The sequence below is a fragment of the Heyndrickxia coagulans DSM 1 = ATCC 7050 genome (assembly GCF_000290615.1).
Classification (GTDB): Bacteria; Bacillota; Bacilli; order Bacillales; family Bacillaceae_C; genus Weizmannia; species Weizmannia coagulans.
The window spans coordinates 1-21,389 of sequence record NZ_ALAS01000194.1 but is presented as its reverse complement, the minus strand read 5'-3'; the positions used below and the strand labels follow the sequence as shown (position 1 = coordinate 21,389).

Below are 21,389 nucleotides of genomic sequence, written 5' to 3'. Positions count from 1 at the left end.
AAAGGACACTTTGTTCCGGTCAATGGCTCCTTTTGTCCTTTTGAATGCTCCAAAAGGACGATTGCTCCGGTCTACGGGCTCCTTTTGTCTTTTTGAATGCTCTAAAAGGACAATTTGCTCCGGTCCACGAGTTCTTTTGTCCTTTTGAATACTCCAAAAAGACATTTTGCTCCGGTTCATGGCTCCTTTTGTCCTTTTGAATGCTCCAAAAGAACAATTTGCTCCGGTTCACGAGTTCTTTTGTCCTTTTGAATACTCCAAAAGGACATTTTGCTCCGGTTTACGGCTCCTTTTGTCCTTTTGAATGCTCCAAAAGGACAATTGCTCCAGTCCCGTGACTCCATTTGTCCTTTTAAATGCCTCTCTGAAACAACAGTAAGCTTACTTTTGCCATATTTTAATAGCAAACCAAAGTATCTTGTTCAGCCCTTTTTGGATTTCCCCCATTTTTCCGGTGCCCGTCGCCATTCCTCGAGTGTCGCCAAGTCTTCTTCCCGGATCAGCCCTTTTTCCACGCCAACTTTAAGCAGCGTGGAGTAATTCGATAAAGCGTAAGCGATGATGCCTTCTTTCGCAAAATTTGCAGCCCCGGCCGGAAGTTCATACGTAAAAATCGAGACAACGCCGAGCACTTCGCAGCCGGCTTCCCGCAATGCGCGGACAACGGTGAGCACGCTGCCGCCGGTTGAAATTAAATCTTCGACAACGACAACTTTTTGCCCGGCTGCAATCCGCCCTTCGATCTGGTTGCCCTTGCCGTGTGTTTTTGCACTTGAACGGACGTATACCATTGGCAGGTTCATCAGGTCGCTGACAAAAGCGGCGTGGGCAATCCCGGCAGTTGCCGTGCCTGCCACCACTTCCGTTTCCGGGAAGTGTGCTTCGATCAGCTTTTTCAGCCCGATGGCGATTTCTTTCCGCAGGTTCGGGATTGATAAGGTAATGCGATTATCGCAGTAAATCGGCGATTTGATTCCGGATGACCATGTAAAAGGTTCACCGGGTTTTAGAAAAACAGCTTCAATGTCAAGCAATTGTCCGGCAATGTATTTTTCCATTATTCGTTCCCCCATTGTTGTTTCACTTTTACATAAGCTTCGTACGGGTCGGGCGCTTTCGTAATCGAACGCCCGACGACAATTGCGGTCGAACCGAGTTCCCTCGCTTTCGCCGGTGTAACGACGCGTTTCTGGTCGGAAGCATCATCCCCGGCCAGCCGGATGCCCGGCACCACTTTCAAAAACGCCCCGCCGAGCCGCGCCGTAATATCAGGGACTTCAAAAGCGGAGCAGACAACGCCGTCAAGCCCCGCATCATAAGCAAGCACAGCGTAATCCAGCACTGATTCGCGCAGCGGTTTTAAAATGCCTTGTTCTTTTTGCATTTGCGTTTCCGAAGTACTTGTCAGCTGTGTTACCGCGACAATCGCCGGGCGCTTTTTCCATGCAGGGGTGCCGGCTTCCAAACCATCCAAAGCGGCTTTCATCATGTCCGAACCGCCGGCGGCATGGACGTTCACCATATCCGCTCCAAGCCGGGCTAGCCCTTTCATTGCCCGCCTCACTGTATTCGGAATGTCATGCAGCTTTAAATCAAGAAAAATGTCATGCCCCATTTCCTTCAGGGCAGCAATCAAACAAGGGCCGGCCTGGTAAAACAATTCCATTCCTACCTTGACATAGAGCGGCTCGCTGCCAAACTGCTGTAAAAAAACGAGCGCTTCTTCTTCCGACGAGAAATCAAGGGCGATGATCGGTTTATGCATGCTGCTTGTGGCTCCTTCCAATCAGGTCTTGAATGCTTCCGGCGCCGAGCTGTTCCATCACCGCCGGCAGTTCGCGGATGATGCGCGGGCAGGCAAGCGGGTCAATAAAATTCGCGGTGCCGATTGCGACTGCACTAGCGCCGGCGTATAAAAATTCCACTGCATCTTCCGCCGTCATGATGCCGCCCATGCCGATAATCGGGATATCCACTTCCCGGCTCACCTCGTAAACCATCCGGACGGCAACCGGTTTGACGGCCGGCCCGGAAAGCCCCCCTGTTTCATTGGCGAGAACCGGGCGCGCCGTTTTCAAATCGATTTTCATGCCGAGGAGTGTGTTGATCATCGTGAGCCCGTCGGCACCGCCGGATGCTGCTGCCTTGGCAATCGCCACAATATCAGTGACATTCGGGGAAAGTTTCACATACACCGGCACTTCCGAGACAGCTTTTACTTGCCGTGTCAGTTCAAACGCCATCTCCGGATCGGTGCCGAACGCGATGCCGCCGGATTTCACGTTCGGACAGGAAATGTTGAGTTCAAGCGCGTGCACATTCGGCGCTTTTGAAAGATGGTCTGAAACGTAGACATAATCTTCAAAAGTGGAGCCGGCAACATTTGCAATGACCGGGACATCATATGCCTGTAAAAACGGGAGCTCTTCCGCAAGCACACTTGCCAGCCCCGGATTTTGCAGGCCGATTGCATTCAGCATGCCGGATTCTGTTTCCGCAATCCGCGGGACCGGGTTGCCGAAGCGCGGTTCCCTTGTTGTCGCTTTAATCATGATTGCGCCCAGTTCGCTCAAATCATACCAACGGCTGTACTCACGCCCGAAACCGAAGCAGCCCGATGCCGGCATGACCGGATTTTTCAAGGACAAGCCCGGCAGTTCGACGCGCAAATCCGGGAGAACACGGCGCTTTATGCCCCGTCTTTCGGGATGGTGTTCAGGTAATTCGGTCATATTATGATCTCCCCCATTTCAAATACAGGTCCGTCGCTGCATACTTTTTTCGAAGCGGTGCCGGCCGGGTCATTTTTCGGGCGGCAAACGCACCCGTAGCAAGCACCGGTTCCGCATGCCATCCGTTCTTCAAGCGAGAAAAAGCCGTGCCGCGCCGGGTATGCCGCTTCCAATGCGCGCAGCATCGCAGCCGGGCCGCATGCGTACAAACAGTCAAACGCCCAATTCTCCGCTGCCAGTACATCCGTTACAAACCCTTTCGTCCCCCATGAACCATCCACTGTTGCGACAGATGTCGGGGCAAGCGCTGAAAACTTCTCCACGTAAAAAGCGTGGGCTGCCGATTCAAATCCGAGCACGTGGCGGACTTCAACGCCGCCTGCTTTAAGTTGCCGGGACAGCTCGTACAGCGGCGGGGCCCCGATGCCGCCGCCGACAAGGAGCGCTTTTTGCCCGGGGCGAAGCGCGTCCACCGGGAACCCGTTGCCAAGGGGGCCGAGCACATCGAGCCGTGCGCCGGGTGTGATTTCGGCCATCAGGCGCGTTCCTTTTCCCTGTACCCGGTACAACAAGGTGAGCGCGCCGTTTTTGCGGTCCACCGCCGCGATGCTGATCGGGCGGCGCAGGAGCGGGTCAAACCCGCTTCCCGCTTTGACATGAACAAACTGGCCGGGGCGGGCGATTTGCCGGACCAAACTGCCGGCAAGCACCATTTCCCAAATATCCTGTGCAATCAGCCGGTTGCTTTTCACGGTCATATATTCCTGGATCATGCGTGCACCGCCTGCTTTGCCCCCTGCACCATCGGCATAATCGAAAAACTCATCGATTCCAAAATGGACAAGATGGCCGCTGCCGTATCAAGCGAAGTCAGGCACGGGATGCCGCATTCGACCGCTTCCCTGCGGATCCGGAACCCGTCACGTTCGTATTGCCGGCCTTTTGTGATCGTGTTCAGGACAAATTGCACATCGCCCCTCCGGATCGAGTCGAGCACGGTCTCCCCGTCGCCGCCGATTTTTGCTACTTCTTCGACAGCCAGGCCGTTTTCCCTTAAAAATTTTGCCGTCCCCGCCGTTGCTTTTAAAGTAAAACCGACCTCGACAAAGCGCTTTGCAAGCGGCAGGGCTTCCGGTTTGTCTTTATCGGCAACCGTAAACAGGATGCTGCCATCCGGCGAAAGCTTCATGCCTGCTGCAACGAGTCCTTTGTACAGCGCTTTTTCAAATGTACGGTCGCAACCCATCACTTCTCCCGTCGATTTCATTTCCGGGCCGAGTGTCGGTTCCACCCGCTTCAATTTTGCAAAAGAGAAAACCGGCACTTTCACGAACACTTCCGCTTTTTCCGGCCCAAGGCCAGTGCCATAGCCGAGGTTTTCAAGCGATTCGCCCAAAATCACTTTCATCGCAAGTTTTGCCATCGGGACATCGGTAATTTTGCTTAAAAACGGAACCGTCCGGCTTGAGCGCGGGTTCACTTCGATAACAAAGAGTTCATTGTGCGAGACGATAAACTGGATGTTCATCAACCCTTTGATTTCAAGCTCTGAAGCAAGCTTGCGGCACGTCTCCGCCATTTCCGCTTTTAATGCATCGGAAAGCCGCTGCGGCGGATAGACTGCGATCGAGTCGCCGGAGTGTACGCCGGCCCGTTCAATATGCTCGACGATGCCCGGGATTAAAATGTCCTGGCCGTCCGCGATCACATCGACTTCAAACTCCTGCCCTGTCACATAACGGTCAATCAAAACGGGCTGGTTCGGGCTGACTTTCACCGCATGTTTCATATACTGGCGCAAGTCTTCTTCATGGTAGACGATTTCCATCGCCCGTCCGCCGAGCACAAACGACGGGCGCACGAGCACCGGATAGCCGATTTCAGCCGCAATTCGGACGGCTTCTTCCGCCGAAGTGCCGGTTTTTCCGAGCGGGCGTTTGATGCCAAGCCGGTTTAACAAATGGTCGAACTTGTCGCGGTCTTCGGCACGCTCAAGATTTTCAAGCGAAGTGCCAAGAATGCGCACGCCGCGTGTTGCGAGCTGTTCCGCGAGATTGATCGCCGTCTGGCCGCCGAACTGGACAACAACCCCTTCCGGCTGTTCCAAATCGATGATATGCATGACATCTTCAATCGTCAGCGGTTCAAAATAGAGCTTGTCCGAGATGCTGAAGTCGGTAGAGACGGTTTCCGGGTTGTTGTTAATGATGATCGCTTCGTACCCGGCTTCTTGGATTGCCCAAACCGCATGGACAGTTGCATAGTCAAACTCGATTCCCTGGCCGATCCGGATCGGGCCGGAGCCGAGGACAATGATGCTTTTTCTGTTTGTCACAACCGATTCGTTTTCTTCTTCATATGTGCCGTAAAAATACGGCGTTTCTGATGCGAATTCGCCGGCACATGTATCGACCATTTTATAGACCGGCAAAATGCCGTTTTCTTTGCGCCATGCGTACACGTTTTCTTCTGCCGCTTTCCACAGCCTGGCAATCATCTTATCGGCAAAGCCCATTTCTTTTGCTTTCCGGGCCGCCTCTTTGTCCCATCGCGCCTCCCGCAGCGTGTTTTCAAAGCGGATGATGTTTTCCAGCTTATGAAGGAAAAACAAGTCGATTTTGCTCCAGTCATGCAGCTGCCCGACCGTGACACCCTTTCTTAGCGCTTCTGCGATGTAAAAAAGGCGTTCGTCGCCGGCATTTTTGATCCGTTTTTCCATCACGTCCATACCGGATGCTTCCCCGAGTTCCAAATGATGGACGCCGATTTCAAGCGACCGTACCGCTTTTAACAACGATTCTTCAAAAGTGCGGCCGATCGCCATCACTTCGCCCGTTGCTTTCATTTGCGTGCCGAGCCTGCGGTATGCCTGTTCAAACTTATCGAACGGGAAACGCGGAATTTTTGTGACGACATAATCAAGCGCCGGTTCAAAATTGGCGTAAGAAGTGCCGGTGACCGGGTTTTTCATCTCGGCCAGCGTGAGCCCGACTGCAATTTTTGCTGACAGTTTCGCAATCGGGTATCCGGTTGCTTTCGAAGCGAGCGCGGATGAACGGCTGACGCGCGGATTGACTTCGATTACATAATATTGAAAACTGTCCGGGTCAAGCGCGAGCTGCACATTGCAGCCGCCTTCGATGCCGAGGGCGCGGATGATTTTCAATGATACATTGCGCAGCATCTGATACTCTTTGTCGCTTAACGTCTGGCTCGGGGCGACGACAATCGAATCGCCGGTGTGGACGCCGACCGGGTCAATGTTTTCCATGTTGCAGACGACGATGGCATGGTCTTCGCTGTCGCGCATCACTTCGTATTCGATTTCTTTAAAACCGGCAATGCTTTTTTCAAGCAGGCACTGGTGGACGGGGCTCTGGCGCAATCCGCCTGACACGGTTTCGATCAGCTCTTCTTCGTTACAGCAGATGCCGCCGCCCGTTCCGCCCAGCGTGTAAGCTGGCCGGACGATGACCGGGTAGCCCGTTTTTTCGATAAACCGGTAAGCTTCTTCAAGTGTATGGATGATCATGCTGTCCGGTACCGGTTCGCCAAGTTTTCCCATCAGTTCGCGGAACGCTTCCCGGTCTTCCGCCTGCTCAATGGCGCCAAGCCTTGTTCCGAGCACTTCGACGCCGTACTCGTCAAGGATGCCGGATTTCGCCAGTTCCATTGCAATGTTGAGACCGGTTTGGCCGCCAAGCGTCGGCAGGAGGGCATCCGGGCGTTCTTTGCGGATGATGCGGGCGACAAATGCCGGCGTGAGCGGTTCGATATAGATTTTATCCGCCATTTCCGTATCGGTCATAATCGTTGCCGGATTGGAATTGACCAAAACGACATGATACCCTTCTTCTTTTAAAGCAAGGCAGGCCTGCGTGCCAGCGTAATCAAATTCAGCAGCCTGGCCGATCACGATCGGGCCGGATCCGATCACAAGAATTTTTTCGATATCAGTGCGTTTTGGCATAGGTTTGTTCCTCCTTTTGTTTTTCAACCATGGTTAAAAATTTGTCGAATAACGGGTTCGAATCGTGCGGGCCCGGCGATGCTTCCGGATGGTACTGGACAGTAAAAGCAGGGTATTTGCGATGTGCCAGCCCTTCAATCGTGCCGTCGTTCAACGCCCGTTCCGTTACGATAAGGCCTGTTCCGGCAAGCGACTTTTCATCGACTGCATAGCCGTGGTTTTGCGAGGTGATAACCGTTTTCCCCGTTTGGATGTCCTGGACAGGATGGTTCGCGCCGCGGTGGCCGAATTTTAGTTTGAATGTATCGGCGCCGCACGCCAACGCAAACAGCTGGTGCCCGAGGCAGATCCCGAAAAGCGGCACTTTCCCGAGCAATCCTTTTACCATGTCAACCGCGCAGGCGACATCTTTCGGGTTGCCGGGGCCGTTTGACAACATCACCCCGTCCGGCCGGAGCTGTAAAATGTCCGCCGCTGTTGTATCGTACGGCAGCACGGTAACGCGGCAGTTCCGTTTTGAAAGTTCGGTTAAAATGCTTTTTTTCGCGCCGAAATCGACAAGGGCAATATGTTTGCCGGGCCCTTCCATTTCGTAACGCTTCTTTGTGGATACTCTTGCAACGGCATCATGAACGGCACGTTTGGCTTGAAGGTGTTTGACAACAGCTGCCGGGTCTTCGTTTTCGGCACACAGGGCGGCCCTGAGCGTACCGAAAGCGCGGATTTGTCTTGTCAGTTTGCGGGTATCAATGCCGGATATGCCGGGAATATCTTTTTCTTTTAAAAAGGGATCGAGCGTTAAAGTGCTCCGCCAGTTTGACGGGTACGAAGCCGCTTCTTTCACCACAACCCCTTTCACATACGGCTTAGCTGCTTCAAAATCGTTCCAATTGATGCCGTAGTTCCCGATGAGCGGGTAGGTGAAAGTGACGATCTGGCCGTAAAAAGACGGGTCTGTTAATGTCTCCTGGTAGCCGGTCATCCCGGTTGTAAAAACGATTTCCCCATAAGCCTCTTTTGCACTGCCAAAACCTTCCCCTCTAAAAACGGTGCCGTCTTCCAAGATCAGTTGCCTTTTCATTTCAATGCCAGCTCCTTTTCCCATACCAGTTTTCCGCTCCCCCATGTGGCTTGCGGGAAGCCTTTGCACACGCGCCCCTGAAACGGGGTATTTTTTCCTTTCGATAAAAAACGGTCCGGGTCAATTGTTTTTTCTGCCGCCAGGTCCACTGCCGTGATATCGGCGGGCGCCCCGGTTTTCATCGTCCCGTATGGAAGCCCGAACGCACCAGCCGGCTTTTTTGTCATCCAGTCAACAAGCTGTTTTAGCGTAAATATGCCGGTTTCAACAAAATGTGTATATAAAAGCGGAAAAGCTGTTTCAAATCCGGTGATGCCAAATGGCGCCCGTTCAATGCCTTTTTCTTTTTCCTCTGCGGTATGCGGGGCGTGGTCAGTGGCGATAAAATCAATCGTGCCGTCCAAAAGGCCTTCAATAAGGGCATCGCGGTCTCTTTTCGACCGGAGCGGCGGGTTCATTTTCCAGTTGGCATCAGGGCCCGGGATGTCGTCTTCAGAAAGGAGCAAATGGTGCGGTGTCACTTCCGCTGTCACCGGAATGCCGGCCCGTTTTGCGTCACGGACAACCCGGACGGATTCTTTCGTGCTGATATGGCAGACATGGTAATGGCAGCCTGTATGTTCTGCAAGCAGCACGTCGCGGGCGATCTGCACCGACTCGCATACGGAAGGGATCCCTTTTAACCCGTGCGCCGCCGCAAAAGATCCGGCATGCACGCACCCGCCCCGGATAAGCGAATTGTCTTCACAATGGGCAACGACCGCCATGCCGAGTGCTTTTGCCCGCTCCATCGCAGCCAGCATCTGCCCCGCTTCCTGCACGCCGACGCCGTCATCCGTGAACGCGAAGGCGCCTGCTGCTTTTAAGCCGGCAAAATCCACGAGTTCGCCGCCTTTTTCATCAAGGGTAATTGCAGCATAAGGAAGCACGCGCACAACCGCATCCCGGCTGATTTTTTCCTGCAGGGATAAAAGGCGCGCCGGCCGGTCGGTAACCGGTTTGGTGTTTGGCATCGCAGCTATCGTTGTAAACCCGCCTTTTGCCGCGGCCATTGTCCCGGTGCGGATCGTTTCTTTCTGTTCAAACCCCGGTTCCCGCAAATGCACATGCAAGTCGACAAACCCGGGGAGAACCGTGAGCCCGGTTGCATCATATACCTGCTCGCCCGCTTCTTTCAGTTCCGGGCCGGTTTCCGCGATTTTTCCATCTTTGATCCGGATATCCCGCTTTGCCGGTTTTCCCTTTTCATCTAAAACCATTCCGCCTTTAATCAACCAGTCCACTTGGCAAACCACCTTTTCTTTTTTGTTAAAATCCCGCTCCATAGCAACCTTCATTTTTCAAGCTGTCTGGAAAACCGCTTTTTCTTTCTGTAAAATCGTTTTTAAAATCGCCATCCGGGCAAACACGCCGTTTTCCATTTGTTTGAAAATCCGCGACCGGCTGCACTCCACAAGGCTGCTTGCAATCTCGACATCGCGGTTGACCGGCCCCGGGTGCATAATAATGCTGCCCGGTTTCATCATCCGTTCCCGTTCCACCGTCAGGCCGAATGCACGGTGGTACGATTCTTTTGTCAGATGGCCGGTTTCTTTATGGCGTTCATGCTGGATGCGGAGCAGCATGACGACATCCGCCTCCGCTACGCCGTCATCGACCGGGACGTACCGGAGATGCATGGTCGGGTCAAACCATTCTGTAGGCCCCGAACAAGTGACGGTGGCACCGAGCTTTTTCAATGCTTCGGCGTTTGATCTGGCAACACGGCTGTGGACGATATCGCCGATGATACACACCTTTAAACCGCGAAAGCCGCCGAATTCCTGTTTGATCGTCAGCAGATCGAGGAGGCTCTGGGACGGATGCTGGCCGCTGCCGTCTCCCGCATTGACAATCGAAAGCGCCACATTTCCGGCGAACTGCTTGTAATATTCATCTTCCTGGTGGCGGATCACAACAAGTTTGACGCCGATCGACTGCAATGTTTTCACGGTGTCGTACAATGTCTCACCCTTTTGCACGCTTGAAGCCCCGACTTCAAACGGAAGCAGCTCAAGGCCAATCCGCCGTTCTGCCACTTCAAAGCTGCATTTTGTCCGCGTGCTCGGCTCGTAAAACAAATTGGCTGCAAAAACCGGCTCCGGTGCTTTCCATACGGCCCCTTTTGAAAAGGCATCGGCTTCATCCAGAAGTTCCAAAATTTCCTCATTGCCCAAATCGGATATCGTCAGAAAATGCTGCATTTTCCATCCTCCTTTGTTTTTAACCCAAAAAAGCACCCTGCTGATGGCAGGGTGCGTGAAATGGCACGGCAAGTCAAAAGCCTTGCGCGGCCGGCACCCTTCCAAGCCTCTCCGGACTTGCAGTTAAAAGGTGTTCCGTATTCATTTCAATGGAAAAGCCCCTTTGCCTCAAGGGTGCAAAGGGGCTTTCAAAACTCCTTTGCAAACCTCACAGGGCTTGCTTAAAAGGATTACACATCATGGATTGTGACCAGGTCCCGCCCGTCCACATCCGTCAATTGTACAACGATTCTTTCCGACTGGCTCGTCGGGATATTTTTCCCGATAAAATCGGGGCGGATCGGCAATTCCCGGTGGCCGCGGTCAACGAGCACCGCGAGCTGGATCCGGCTCGGGCGGCCGATATCCATCAGCGCGTCCATCGCCGCGCGCACTGTCCTGCCTGTATAGAGCACATCATCGACAAGCACGATCTTTTTACCGGTGATGCTGGATGGCAGGTTCGCGCCCTTCACTTCCGGTTCGCCGTCTGCCATTTTTTTCGATAAATCATCGCGGTACAGCGTGATGTCCAGCTCGCCGACTTCGACTTTGCGCCCTTCGATTCTCTCAATCCTTTCCGCCAGGCGATCAGCGAGATAAATGCCGCGCGTTTTAATCCCGATGAGCATCGTGTCTTCAATGCCTTTATTCCGTTCAATGATTTCGTGGGCGATCCGCGTCAACGCCCTGCGGATCATGATTTCATCCATTACTACCGCTTTTTGGGCCATGGTGTCTCCTCCCGGGAAAAATCAAAGCCTTCCGCACCGAAGGCAGGAAGGCTTTGTAAAATGAACGTTCCCTTGCCAGCCTCACGGGACTGTTTTTAAAAGGCTTATGAAGTTATTTTTACCTTACCCGTTTTTCATCCGTTTGTCAATATTTTTTATACCGTGATGTTCACAAACCGCGCCTCATTGTGTTTAAAAGATGCGCGAAATCATCCGGCAGCGGCGCTTCAAATGTGAGCGTTTCGCCGGTGCGCGGGTGGCAAAAACCGAGTACCCCGGCGTGGAGCGCCTGGCCGCCGAAATCAATCGTTTTTTTCGGCCCGTATTTCGGGTCGCCTGCTAAAGGATGGCCGATATACTTCATATGGACGCGAATCTGGTGGGTGCGCCCCGTTTCAAGCCGGCATTCGATAAATGTATACCGGTCAAACCGTTCCAGCACGTGGAAATGGGTCACCGCGTCTTTTCCGTTATCGACCACGGCCATCCGCTGGCGGTCAGCCGGGTCCCTTCCGATCGGGGCGTCAATGGTGCCGGCTTCATGCGGAATATTGCCGTGGACAAGCGCAAAATATTTGCGGGTCACCGTTTTTTCACTGAGCTGTGCCGCCAGCTTTTCGTGCGCGTAATCATTTTTGGCCACCATTAACAGCCCGGATGTGTCCTTGTCGATCCGGTGGACAATCCCGGGGCGGAGCACGCCGTTAATGCCCGATAGATCTTTGCAGTGGTACATCAGGCCGTTTACAAGCGTCCCTGTAAAATGCCCGTTTGACGGATGGACAACCATGCCTTTTGGTTTATTAACGACAAGCACATCGGCATCTTCATAATATATATCAAGATGCAAGTCTTCCGGTTCAATATCCGGCAATTCCGGCTCCGGCACCTCAATTTCAACCAGGTCCCCTGCCTGGCATCTGTAATTTGCTTTTTCTTTTTTGCCGTTTACGGTAATATCGCCATCTTTAATCCATTGCTGGACTTGTGATCTCGACCATTCTTCCCGGATGGATGAGACAATTTTATCAAGCCGTTCATTTGCTTCGTGTTCAAGAATGGTGTGATCCATTTTTTCCATCGGTTTTCTCCTTTGTCTTTCTGTCTTCCAAAAGCATTGAAATCAGCAACAGTACAACGCCAATCGTTAAACTGGCGTCCGCCACGTTAAAAATGGCAAAATCGTAGCTGCCGAAACGCAAATGGACAAAATCAACAACTTCGCCGCGGAACAGGCGGTCAATAAAGTTGCCGATTGCCCCCCCTAATATGAGGCCGAGGCTCGTGCCAAGCAGCGCCCTGTTTTTTGCGTATTTTTGTATGTAATAAAGAATGCCGGCAATGACAACCAGGGTGATGAGATAAAACAGCCACATCTGCCCTTCCAGTATGCTGAAGGCAGCGCCTGTGTTGCGCGTCGATGTGAGAAAAAAGAAACCCGGAATCACTTCAATGCTTTCCCCGAGCGCCATCCCTTTTAAAACGAGCCATTTTGCCAGCTGGTCCAGGATGACCACAATGAGTGCAACCGCATAATAAAAAATAACCAATCGCTTTTCCTCCGCCTGTGTTTACGGCAGGCGCAAAATGCCGCCTGGCCCGGAATATATTTCTTCCTGCATTTTAGCATAAACAACAGGCAGTGAAAAGAACGGACGGCCGGATCCCGGTCCGCCCGTCCCTGCCTGCTTTTTCAGGCGGATTCTTGCTGATTGAAGTTGCGCAAAAGCAATGCCCTTTTCTAGTGAATAAGATCATACGGGACGGTTACTTTGCCGTATGACAGGATGGTTTGCCGGTCCGCAGGCAACAGGGAAGGGATTTCCGCAAGGCCCGGGGCAACTTTCCGGGTGCCGTGGAACCCGTCCAATGCCGCCTCAATCTCTTTCAGTTCCTCCTGAACCAGATGTTGCACAAGCTCATGTTTCGCCTCGTACACGGATAATTCAGCCCGTAGCGATTGCAGCCAAATTTTCGGATCTTTACGCATCTTCCAACAGCCTCCCCGCTTCTTTGTTGGTTTTAGCATTCCCGCAGGCAAGGCTTGTTTGCGGAAAAACGTTTTCTAAAAGTAACAAAATCATGCAGCGGCAAACGGTTTTTGCCAGTTAAAATCCGGCGCTGGCAATGGGCTGAAATCCGTTAAAAAAGCCGGCGCTGCATGTCTTCATGCAAGCCCCGGCTTAAAGCTTCACACTTCCCGCATCAATGTTTTCACAACTTGTGCACAGCGCGGGCAGAGCGTCGGATGGTCATGGTCCAGGCCGACTTCCGGCGTTACAACCCAGCACCGTTCGCATGTTTCGCCTTCCGCTTTTTCGACGACAATAGCCGCGTGTTCAAGCTTCAGCGCATTTTCCGGCGCGTCTTCAATGGCGCCTGCCACTTCAAATCCCGATACAATGAACAATTGCTTTTTGCTTTCCGAAATGCTGTCAAGCAGTGCTTTCGTCTCCTCATTCACATACAAGGTTACTTTTGCCGTCAGCGATTTCCCGATTACTTTTGCATTTCGCGCTTCTTCCAATGCTTTTAAAACGTCTCCCCGGAGCGCCATAAACGCATTCCATTTTTCTTCAAGCGCACTAGCATCCGGCAAATCCACATATTCCGGCATATCGGTCAGCTGGACGCTTTCTTCCGTCACACCCGGAATATACTGCCAGACTTCATCAGCTGTATGCGGCAAAATCGGCGACAATAGCTTGGTTAAGGCAACAAGGCATTCATACAAAACGGTTTGCATCGCACGGCGTTCCGGATTGTCTGCAAGTTCGATGTACAGCACGTCTTTTGCAAAATCCATATAGAACGAACTGAGGTCTGTGGCGCAGAAATTGTTCACCGCATGGTAAATCGTGGCAAACTCGTACCGTTCATAAGCTTCCCGCACTTCTTTTACAAGCTTGTTCAATTTGACAAGCATAAACCGGTCGACCTCGCGCAAATCTTCATAGGCAACTTGGTGCCGGGCCGGGTCGAAGTCGTTCAGATTGCCCAGCATAAACCGGAACGTATTGCGGATTTTCCGGTAGACTTCGGACACTTGTTTTAAAATTTCATTGGAAACCCGGACATCCGCCTGATAGTCAACGGAAGCGACCCACAAGCGGATGATGTCAGCCCCCAGCTGTTCAACCACTTTGCCAGGCAAAATCGTATTGCCGAGCGATTTGCTCATCTTCCGGCCTTCGCCGTCCAGCACAAACCCGTGGCTTAAAACGCCGTCGTACGGGGCGCGCCCTGTTACCGCCACACTGGTAATGAGCGACGAGTTAAACCAGCCGCGGTACTGGTCGGAACCTTCAAGGTACAAATCAGCCGGCCGTTTCAAGCCTTCTTGTGCAGCCAGCACGCCCTGATGGGAAGAACCGGAATCGAACCAGACGTCCATAATATCCGTTTCTTTTTTAAATACGCCGTTCGGGCTGCCCGGGTGCGTAAAGCCTTCCGGAAGCAGGTCTTTCGCTTCCCGTTCAAACCAGACGTTTGATCCGTGTTTGCGGAACAGGTCGGACACATGCCGGATGGTTTCTTCCGTGATGATCGCTTCGCCGTTTTCCGCGTAAAAAACAGGGATCGGCACGCCCCATGCACGCTGGCGGGAGATGCACCAGTCGCCGCGGTCGCGGATCATGTTATGCATCCGGAGTTCGCCCCAAACAGGCGTCCATTTGACATCTTCAACAGCTTTCAGAATGTCATCGCGGAACATGTCAATCGATGCGAACCATTGCGATGTTGCCCGGAAAATTACCGGTTTTTTCGTCCGCCAGTCATGCGGGTACGAGTGCGTTAAAAACTTCAGTTTCAAAAGCGCACCTGCCTGATCCAGTGCTTCGCAGATCGGTTTGTTGGCTTTGTCGTAAAACAGCCCTTCAAAACCGGGCGCGTCTTTTGTCATCATGCCTTTGTCATCTACCGCGCAAAGCACATCAAGCCCGTATTTTTTGCCGATGAGAAAGTCATCTTCCCCGTGTCCGGGCGAGGTGTGGACGCAGCCGGTCCCGCTGTCGGTTGTAACGTGGTCGCCGAGCATGACGAGCGAATCGCGGCCGTACAGCGGATGTTTTGCGACAATGTACTCCAGCTTTTTCCCCGGAACTGTTTGAACGACTTCCGCGTTTTCCCATTCCAAAACGCTGCTTACTTCTTCAAGCAGGGCTTCGGCAACCAGATATTTGTTGCCGCCCGTTTTTACGACCACATAGTTGATCTCCGGATTGACGGCAATGCCGAGGTTTGACGGAATGGTCCAAGGGGTCGTCGTCCAGATGACGATTTTTGTGTCCGTGTCAAGCACGCCTTTTCCGTCTTTTACGTCGAACGCAACATAAATCGATGGCGATTTGATGTCTTTGTACTCAATTTCTGCATCTGCAAGCGCGGATTCGCTGGAAGGGGACCAGTATACCGGCTTCAGGCCTTTGTAAATATAGCCTTTTTTCGCCATTTCCCCGAATACTTTGATTTGCTCGGCTTCATATGCGGGCCGGAGCGTTAAATACGGATTTTCCCAGTCGCCGCGCACGCCGAGCCGTTTAAACGCTGTCCGCTGGCGATCGATTTGCTCATGGGCATATTTTTCGCACAGTTTCCTGAATTCGGCAACCGACATTGATTTCCGGTCTACGCCTTTTTTTGTCAGTTCCTGCTCAATAGGCAGCCCGTGCGTATCCCAGCCCGGTACATAAGGGGCATGGTAACCCGTCATCGATTTAAACCGGTTGATGATGTCTTTCAATGTTTTATTCAGGGCGTGGCCCATATGGAGATCGCCGTTTGCATACGGAGGCCCGTCGTGGAGCACAAACAGCGGCCTTCCTTCCGTGCGTTTCATCACCTTTTGATAAATATCCATTTCTTCCCATTTTGCCTGGATTTTCGGTTCTTTTTTCGGCAAATTTCCACGCATCGGAAAATCCGTTTTCGGCATTAAAAGTGTATCTTTGTAATCCATGCTGATCCTCCTGCCTTTTGCATATTGTATTTTGAATTTTTTGTTATGTTCAGCCTTGCCAAAAATCCAATAAAAAAACCTTCCCATCCCCAAAATAGGGACGAGAAGGTTCCCGCGGTACCACCCTAGTAGGCATCCAATATGCCCGCTCGACATCCGTAACGTGGAAGGTCCCGCTTAACTCTACTGGCCTTTTCGGCGTTCAAGGCAAGAACTCAAGGGGGATGTTCAGGCTGCGCGCTTTGCCGGGCTCGCACTGTCCCCGGTTCGCTTGGAAAGCTTTCACAACCCTACTGCCCTGTCATCGTTTTTTCGTATACAGTATTGAATGTATTCCATTATAGTGGACCGTGTTCGGATTCGTCAAGTTTGATTTGCTTCTTCTTCTTCCAGTTCAAACTCCGTAGCATCGACTTCAAATTCCATCAGCTTTTCCCAGTCATCGCTATCAATCAGGTCAAGCTGCGCCTCAATCAGCATTTTAAAGCGCGTCCGGAAGACTTTCGACTGTTTTTTCAGCTCTTCGATTTCGAGCGCAATTTTCCTTGCTTTCGAAAGGGCTTCATTGACAATCCGGTCGGCATTTTTTTCCGCCTCGCGGATGATCAGCTTCGCTTCTTTCTGGGCATTGCCCTTTACTTCTTCCGCCGCTTCCTGGGCAACAACAATCGATTTATTTAAAGTTTCCTCAATGGAAGTAAAATGGCTCAGCCGTTCGTTTAGCGACGCCACTTTATCTTCCAGGTTTTTCTTTTCGCGGATCAGCATTTCATAATCTTTTATCAGCTGGTCAAGGAATTCATTTACTTCATCTTCATCATAGCCGCGAAACCCTTTGCTGAACTCCTTATTATGTATATCTAAAGGCGTTAAAGGCATGTGGCCACCTCCTGTTCAATTTGACTCTCGATTGCAAGATTCCCCTTCTTTTTATATTATAATGGAATTCGACGATTTTTTGGGAAAATCCTGCTAATCAATCAAATTATTTTAAAATCCCTGCCACCATTCGCCATTTTTCTTTCTTCGTTTTGCCTTCCACCCGGATGAGCCGGCTTCTCCCGTATCCCCTGGTTGAAAAAGTATCGCCTTCCCCGCACTGGAATGACGGGTCTTCCACTGTTTTCCAGTTCACTTTCACAAGCCCGTGCTCAATCAGCATCCGCGTTTTCTGCCTTGAAATGTTATAAACGGCGGACAAAATCGCGTCAAGGCGGAGCGAACTGACGGTGGCCTGTTTTTCAAGCCAGTGTTGTTGCTGCCGGATGGCCTGATCCAACTGCATTTTCGTAAGGGTGACCGGCGTTTTTCCGATCTGCCGGAATTCCATTTGAATAAAGTCCGCAAGTTCGGCCGCAGCGAAAAACTGAATGCGCCCTTCCCCGATTAAAATATCCCCGAATTTTTCGCGTTTCAGGCCGAGCGCCATCAGCGAACCAAGCACATGTTTATGTTCAAAGGAAACAAATTTGGCAGGGTAATGTACTTCGAATAAGGCAAGATGGAAGTCGTCCTCATCCGGAGAAAAATAGTCAGGAAAAAGCAGTATTCTTTTCCGCTCGCTCTCTTTGTATCCGCCAAAAGCCCGGACAGAGACCGCGCCGTGATTTCCGGTCACCGTGTTGACAATCTGCTGCATCCGCGGATCCAAAAAATCCGTCAGTTCTGGGGCATACGCATCTTCCACGTATTGTTTCCAGGCCAGCACCTGGTCAATAAATTCCTTTTCATCCGGCCGGAAATGCTGGTAAATCGAATCCATTTGTCTTTGCTCCTTTTAAAAAAAGGAACTGCACAGTCCCTTTTTCTGAAAATGGCTTTTTTACATGAACCAAGAAAAAATTTGCGCAATGCCGGCTCTTGCCAAATCCAGGACAAAAAAAGCGACGATCGGAGAAATATCAATCATGCCGATCGGCGGAATGATTCTGCGGAAAGGGTCAAGATAAGGTTCCGAAACGCGCGCAAACAAACGCCCGATGTCGGTGTCCCTGAGATTAAACCACGACATAAAGATATAAATCAGGAGAATGTAAGAGTAAATTCTCATGAGAAGCAGAATGATGTTTAAAATTGAGACTAGAATTGGATCCATCCGGTTTATGGCCACCTCGTATCGTCATATTCCTGCCCCTGCAGGAATTCAGAAATTTTTCCGGAAACTTCCACGTTATCCGGCGTACAAAGAAAAATATTGCTGCCGACTCTCTGGATATCGCCTGCAATGGCGTACACCGTCCCGCTCAGAAAATCGACAATCCGCTTCGCCTGGTCATGCGGCATGCTTTGCAAATTGACGACCACCGCGCGCCGGTTTTTCAAATGGTCGGCAATTTCCTGTGCATCGGCATAAACCCGCGGTTCCACCAGAATGACTTTTGAAGACTTTTGGACGCTTTGCAGGCTGACCACATTTTGCCGCGCATGCCGGACCGGTTTCTCAGCGGGCTGCTCGGGTTCTTCATACTCTTTTTCCATCATTTCTTCTTCCTGGTCTTCGTATTCATCATCAAGCAAAAAGAATGACTTAAATTTCGTTTTCAGTCCCATTCCATTACACCTCCGTTTGTTTTCCCTTATCCGACAAGCGCAGTGCCGATTCTGACAAAAGTCGCCCCTTCTTCTACTGCAATTTCAAAGTCATTGGACATTCCCATCGACAATTCACGGCACGGAGCGTAACCCAAATGCAGCGATTCAATATCCCGCTGCAAAGTTTTCAGCCCGCGGAATGTGCGCCGGATGACGTCCTGATCTTCCGTAAGCGGCGCCATCGTCATCAAGCCCGCAACGCAAATATGCGGAAAATCCTTCAGTTTACGGACAAAATCAACCACTTGCCCGGGCGCCATCCCGTGTTTCGATTCTTCCCCGGAAACATTCACCTGAATAAAGCATTTGATTTCTTTATCCAATTTTGCCGCCCTTTTTTCGATTTCCTCCGCAAGGCTCAGTCGGTCCAAAGAGTGTATGTAGCTGACTTTATCAATAATGTTTTTAACTTTTCTTGTCTGCAGCGTCCCGATAAAATGCCAGACGGGGCGGGTTCCGAGCGCCTCGTATTTTGCCAGAAGGCCGTCGTCTCGGTTCTCGCCAAGATGCCGAATGCCTGCTTCCAGTGCCTCTTTTGCCCTTTCTGTTGTGACATATTTCGTTACTGCAATGATTTCCACATCCCCGCGGCTTCTTCCTGCCCTTTGGCACGCTTTTTCAATTTTTTCGTTGATGTGCGCGAGGTTTTCCGATACTTTCATCTCTCCGGTGCTCCTTTTATACCAATAAAGCCAAGCATTCTCCCGGCAGAGCCGTGATCACGCCGGTGCGAAAAAAAGTCTTCTTCACAACAACTTGTGCACAGGCTGCTGACTGCGATCCGACTTTCCGGAATGCCTGCCTGCTGTAATATGATTTTATTTAACTGCTTTAAATCGAGCGCATACTGGCCGGGTGATTTTTCCGCGTACGGCAATTTTTCTCCTTTGCCGGTCCAGGGGCGGACAGCCTGGATGACACGGTCATCGACAAGATAGCACTTGCCGCAAATGGACGGTCCGATGACGGCTTCTATTTCATCAAGCGGCACCCCATCCTTTACCCATTTTTCAACCATTTTAGCCGCAATCCCGCGGGTGGTTCCTTTCCACCCCGCATGTGCGATCCCGACGCGGCCGTACTTCGATGCGAAAAAGAAAACCGGCACACAGTCCGCAAACGCCAGCACAAGCAAGATTTCTTTTTCATCGGTGTACAATCCGTCCGTATGCGGAAAAGAGGAACGGTATTCAGCCGCCCCCTTGCCGGCATCTTTGCGCGTGGCCCGTTGCACATGGTCTTCGTGCGTCTGTTCGGCGCCGATCCAGTTTGATAAAGGGAATCCGGTTGCACTTGCAACGATCTCCCGGTTTTTCCTGACCGATTCAGGATCGTCGTCCACATGGAAAGCAAGGTTTAAACTGCCGGGAAAATTTTTGCTTGTGCCGCCGTTTTTCACTGTAAATCCGGCACATATCCCGTTTTTTTGCCAGGCGCCGACAGCATAATACAATGCCTGTGTTTTTACAAACGGTTCTCTCATCACACCCTCACCCGGTTTCTCTTTTGTACTATTATACCTTTTTATCCATATGTCTTCTATACATTTTCGCATTGAATGCGTTTTTTTCCGTACTGATTTTATTTATAGCAAATTTCATCAAAATTCTCTACTTTTTAGCTTAAAAACGGGGGATCATCTGGAAATTTCCCGGATGTAACGGGTTTGTAACGAAACTAATAAATGGCTGTTACTTTTCTGTTATATTAAACTGCTACTCTATTGGTATAAATCACTTACATAGAAGAGGTAATGAATTTGAAGAAAACTTTGGTATCATTACTGACTGTATGTATGTTGTCAATTGGAACGGGACACGCATTTGCGGCAACAACGACATATACGGTTAAGCCGGGAGATTCATTATATAAAATCGCCGGAAAATATCATGTGACCGTGGCACAGTTGAAGAGCTGGAACCACTTGAGGTCAAATGTCATCCGGGTGAAGCAGAGGCTGAAAATCCAGACGAAAACGCCCGCAAAAAAAGTTTCGTCTTCCTCTTCTTCTTACCGCACGATGACGGTGAAAGCAACGGCTTACACAGCGGGTTCCGGCGGCGGGATTACGGCCACCGGCATCAACTTGAAAAGGCATCCTTCCGCAAAAGTGATTGCGGTCGATCCAAAGGTGATCCGGCTCGGTTCGAAAGTGTACGTTCCGGGTTACGGTACGGCGGTTGCCGGTGATACCGGCGGGGCTATCAAAGGGAAAAAAATTGATGTATTTATTTCAAGTAAAAAGAAAGCCCTTCAGTGGGGCCGCAAAACAGTGACAATTAAAGTGTATAAGTAAAAAACGGCTGCGCGGCCGTTTTTTTTTTCTTTTCCAGGCCACGCTTATTTTTTCGGTTCCTGCAGCTGCTGCTGTGTATAGGCCGACTCTTTAAACCTGACGAGGATAACATCGGTGCCGATTTTTACGATGTTGCTCCACGGGATGACCACTTCGTCCTCTTTTCCAAATAAGCCGAACATTTTCCCCGATGAGCCGCCGACAACGATACTTTCAATTGTGCCATTATCCAGGTTGATATCAATATCTTCCACGTTTCCGAGTTTTCTGCCGTCCGATATGCTGACAACATCCTTCACTTGAAAATCCGAAATCCGGACCATCTGCTCTCCCCCCTGCTGTCTTTCCGCCATGTAATACAAGTTTATGCACGGGAGGAGCATTTTACGAATAGAAAAGCAGCGAGCGTTATCGGCTAGCGGATTTTCCGGCCTCTTCCCTACGGTAAGCGGGCATCGGCTCGTTCCTCGCCGTGTTTCCTTTATCCCACATTAACGGGCAGTAAGAACCCCGCCATGGGCACTCAGAAATTACACCCTAGTAAGTTAGACGGTGGCAACTGCCCGTAAATGTCCGATTGGTTCAACTTGCAATCATCAGGGCAATGGCCCTGATGATTGCAGTTTCACTCAATCTCAGTCAGAGGCCTAATAAAATCCGTACGCCGCTGTACAGTCGCCTCCGCTTTTCTTATTGTCCAGCTCCGGCTCCTAGCGGCTAGCGGATTTTTACGTCTTCTCCT

General features: G+C 51.2%; 21 protein-coding genes and 1 other annotated feature. Of the genes, 1 reads left to right on the top strand and 20 read right to left on the bottom strand.

All coding sequences use genetic code 11. From position 1 onward, the window contains the following. Window positions 1-422: 422 nt before the first annotated feature. The 19 genes from pyrE to pgeF all read right to left on the bottom strand — a co-directional run bounded on the left by pyrE (window position 423) and on the right by pgeF (window position 19,834). Window positions 423-1,058, bottom strand: coding sequence for an orotate phosphoribosyltransferase (gene pyrE, locus IC21_RS09830; RefSeq protein ID WP_029142293.1), 636 nt, complete (start codon window positions 1,056-1,058; stop codon window positions 423-425). After that, the gene (gene pyrF, locus IC21_RS09825; protein WP_029142294.1) at window positions 1,058-1,765 is read right to left on the bottom strand and encodes an orotidine-5'-phosphate decarboxylase; all 708 of its coding nucleotides are present in this window, start codon (window positions 1,763-1,765) and stop codon (window positions 1,058-1,060) included. The genes pyrE and pyrF overlap by 1 nt, the downstream gene beginning before the upstream one ends. Then, window positions 1,758-2,732, bottom strand: a complete 975-nt coding sequence (locus IC21_RS09820) for a dihydroorotate dehydrogenase (protein ID WP_013859004.1) — start codon at window positions 2,730-2,732, stop codon at window positions 1,758-1,760. The genes pyrF and IC21_RS09820 overlap by 8 nt, the downstream gene beginning before the upstream one ends. Further along, window positions 2,729-3,505 (bottom strand): dihydroorotate dehydrogenase electron transfer subunit, encoded by a 777-nt coding sequence (locus IC21_RS09815; RefSeq protein WP_029142295.1) that lies wholly within the window; start codon window positions 3,503-3,505, stop codon window positions 2,729-2,731. Before IC21_RS09815 ends, IC21_RS09820 begins: the two co-directional genes overlap by 4 nt. Beyond that, entirely contained in the window at window positions 3,502-6,702 is a 3,201-nt protein-coding gene (gene carB / locus IC21_RS09810; protein ID WP_029142296.1) for a carbamoyl-phosphate synthase large subunit, read from the bottom strand. Before carB ends, IC21_RS09815 begins: the two co-directional genes overlap by 4 nt. Continuing rightward, a complete protein-coding gene (locus IC21_RS09805; protein WP_029142297.1) occupies window positions 6,686-7,783 on the bottom strand; it encodes a carbamoyl phosphate synthase small subunit in 1,098 nt (365 codons plus the stop codon). Before IC21_RS09805 ends, carB begins: the two co-directional genes overlap by 17 nt. Further along, complete coding sequence (gene pyrC, locus IC21_RS09800) at window positions 7,780-9,108, bottom strand: dihydroorotase (protein ID WP_029713814.1); 1,329 nt, start codon at window positions 9,106-9,108, stop codon at window positions 7,780-7,782. The genes IC21_RS09805 and pyrC overlap by 4 nt, the downstream gene beginning before the upstream one ends. A 15-nt stretch (window positions 9,109-9,123) precedes the next feature. Continuing rightward, a complete protein-coding gene (locus IC21_RS09795) occupies window positions 9,124-10,026 on the bottom strand; it encodes an aspartate carbamoyltransferase catalytic subunit (RefSeq protein WP_029142299.1) in 903 nt (300 codons plus the stop codon). 230 nt (window positions 10,027-10,256) lie between these two features. Further along, window positions 10,257-10,799 (bottom strand): bifunctional pyr operon transcriptional regulator/uracil phosphoribosyltransferase PyrR, encoded by a 543-nt coding sequence (gene pyrR / locus IC21_RS09790; RefSeq protein WP_029142300.1) that lies wholly within the window; start codon window positions 10,797-10,799, stop codon window positions 10,257-10,259. A gap of 169 nt (window positions 10,800-10,968) precedes the next feature. Further along, the gene (locus IC21_RS09785) at window positions 10,969-11,880 is read right to left on the bottom strand and encodes an RluA family pseudouridine synthase (RefSeq protein ID WP_019721964.1); all 912 of its coding nucleotides are present in this window, start codon (window positions 11,878-11,880) and stop codon (window positions 10,969-10,971) included. Then, complete coding sequence (lspA, locus tag IC21_RS09780; protein WP_013858996.1) at window positions 11,852-12,349, bottom strand: signal peptidase II; 498 nt, start codon at window positions 12,347-12,349, stop codon at window positions 11,852-11,854. The genes IC21_RS09785 and lspA overlap by 29 nt, the downstream gene beginning before the upstream one ends. A gap of 191 nt (window positions 12,350-12,540) precedes the next feature. Beyond that, complete coding sequence (locus IC21_RS09775; RefSeq protein ID WP_013858995.1) at window positions 12,541-12,789, bottom strand: hypothetical protein; 249 nt, start codon at window positions 12,787-12,789, stop codon at window positions 12,541-12,543. Between the two features lie 201 nt (window positions 12,790-12,990). After that, window positions 12,991-15,759, bottom strand: coding sequence for an isoleucine--tRNA ligase (ileS, locus tag IC21_RS09770; RefSeq protein ID WP_029142301.1), 2,769 nt, complete (start codon window positions 15,757-15,759; stop codon window positions 12,991-12,993). A 93-nt stretch (window positions 15,760-15,852) separates the two neighbouring features. Next, window positions 15,853-16,073: a binding site (T-box leader), on the bottom strand. A 49-nt stretch (window positions 16,074-16,122) separates the two neighbouring features. Then, window positions 16,123-16,638 carry a DivIVA domain-containing protein gene (locus IC21_RS09765; protein ID WP_014095546.1) on the bottom strand — a complete coding sequence of 172 codons (516 nt, stop codon included), beginning with the start codon at window positions 16,636-16,638 and terminating at the stop codon, window positions 16,123-16,125. Window positions 16,639-16,744: 106 nt separating this feature from the next. Continuing rightward, window positions 16,745-17,521 (bottom strand): YlmH family RNA-binding protein, encoded by a 777-nt coding sequence (locus IC21_RS09760; RefSeq protein WP_017554173.1) that lies wholly within the window; start codon window positions 17,519-17,521, stop codon window positions 16,745-16,747. 60 nt (window positions 17,522-17,581) lie between these two features. Then, entirely contained in the window at window positions 17,582-17,854 is a 273-nt protein-coding gene (locus IC21_RS09755; RefSeq protein WP_017554172.1) for a YggT family protein, read from the bottom strand. A 5-nt stretch (window positions 17,855-17,859) separates the two neighbouring features. After that, window positions 17,860-18,309 (bottom strand): cell division protein SepF, encoded by a 450-nt coding sequence (locus tag IC21_RS09750; protein ID WP_013858990.1) that lies wholly within the window; start codon window positions 18,307-18,309, stop codon window positions 17,860-17,862. Window positions 18,310-18,335: 26 nt separating this feature from the next. Continuing rightward, on the bottom strand, window positions 18,336-19,013 hold the full coding sequence (locus IC21_RS09745; RefSeq protein WP_029142302.1) for a YggS family pyridoxal phosphate-dependent enzyme: 678 nt from the start codon (window positions 19,011-19,013) through the stop codon (window positions 18,336-18,338). Then, entirely contained in the window at window positions 19,010-19,834 is an 825-nt protein-coding gene (gene pgeF, locus IC21_RS09740) for a peptidoglycan editing factor PgeF (protein WP_029142303.1), read from the bottom strand. The genes IC21_RS09745 and pgeF overlap by 4 nt, the downstream gene beginning before the upstream one ends. A gap of 276 nt (window positions 19,835-20,110) precedes the next feature. Between pgeF and IC21_RS09735 the strand changes: the two genes are divergently transcribed. Further along, window positions 20,111-20,647 (top strand): 3D domain-containing protein, encoded by a 537-nt coding sequence (locus IC21_RS09735; RefSeq protein WP_017554169.1) that lies wholly within the window; start codon window positions 20,111-20,113, stop codon window positions 20,645-20,647. A gap of 44 nt (window positions 20,648-20,691) precedes the next feature. On the opposite strand, the gene IC21_RS09730 is transcribed toward IC21_RS09735, so the two are convergent. After that, window positions 20,692-20,970 carry a YlmC/YmxH family sporulation protein gene (locus IC21_RS09730; RefSeq protein WP_013858986.1) on the bottom strand — a complete coding sequence of 93 codons (279 nt, stop codon included), beginning with the start codon at window positions 20,968-20,970 and terminating at the stop codon, window positions 20,692-20,694. Window positions 20,971-21,389 lie beyond the last annotated feature (419 nt).